Origin of the sequence: Stutzerimonas marianensis, assembly GCF_022810315.1 — a bacterium.
Classification (GTDB): domain Bacteria; phylum Pseudomonadota; class Gammaproteobacteria; order Pseudomonadales; family Pseudomonadaceae; genus Stutzerimonas; species Stutzerimonas marianensis.
Window position 1 is genome coordinate 1 of record NZ_JALGRD010000040.1, and the last position, 923, is coordinate 923.

The following is a 923-nucleotide window of genomic DNA, read 5'->3' on the forward strand; positions in this document are numbered from 1 at the left end:
CATGATGGCGAATTGGCGAACCACCTTATAGTTATATGCAGTCTCACTTATTGCTGTGCTCATGCAAGGCTTCCACGCTAATGGCATTTCAGGGGGCAAAAACGGCGGCAAGTATGGAGAAAGGAGGGGGGCAATGCAATCAAGGCCCAGGCCATCTCGTGCCGTTCGGACCCTGATTCCAAGCCTTTTCCATGCTCTTTGCAGGGTCGTTTTACACATCATGCCGATGTGCCGAATCGAGAGTTTCGCCTTCTAGTTCTGCGAAGTGCGGCGAGTGGGGGAGAATATAGAAGCGAGGGCCTTTTCAGGCCAAGCGGGGATGGACCGGGCGGTCTGCGACAGAGCGTCGCACGGCCGCATTTTGGGGCAGCGCTTGATCCACAACAGGGCGATACCGGGTATCGCCCTGTAGGCCTGATCAGCGTTTGGCGACCTGCTCGGGCTTGTGCGACAGGCTATAGACATAGGCTGCCAGCAGATGAACCTTGTCGTTGCCCAGGTAGGGTTCCTGCGCAGGCATCTTGCCGTTACGGCCATGACGGATGGTCTGCTGCAGTTGCGGCAACGTCGAGCCATAGATCCAGCCGGCCGCAGAGGTGAGCTTGGGTGCGCCCATGGCGGGCGTGCCCTGGCCGTTGGCACCATGGCACACGGAGCAGTTCTGAGCATAGATCTGGCTGCCGGCGTTCAGGTCGACCTCGGTGCCCTCGGGCAAAGGCAGCCCGGCCAGTCCGTTGCGGACATAACCTGCGACATTCTTGACACCGTCTTCACCGATGACCTGGCCCCAGGCCGGCATGGTGGCAACGCGGCCATGCATGATCGAGGTCTTGATGGTTTCGGCGTCACCGCCCCAGCGCCAATCGGTATCGGCCAGGTTGGGGAAGCCGTTGGCCCCCTTGGCATCGGAGCCGTGGCAGACC

1 protein-coding gene and 1 pseudogene are annotated in these 923 nt (G+C 60.3%); both read right to left on the bottom strand.

Annotated features, from left to right (window positions below):
• A pseudogene (locus MST27_RS22730) lies at positions 1–63 on the bottom strand (cbb3-type cytochrome c oxidase subunit I); the annotation flags it as partial.
• 355 nt (positions 64–418) lie between these two features.
• Positions 419–923: c-type cytochrome (locus MST27_RS22185; RefSeq protein ID WP_243608011.1), on the bottom strand; the 505-nt coding region annotated here is incomplete at its 5' end.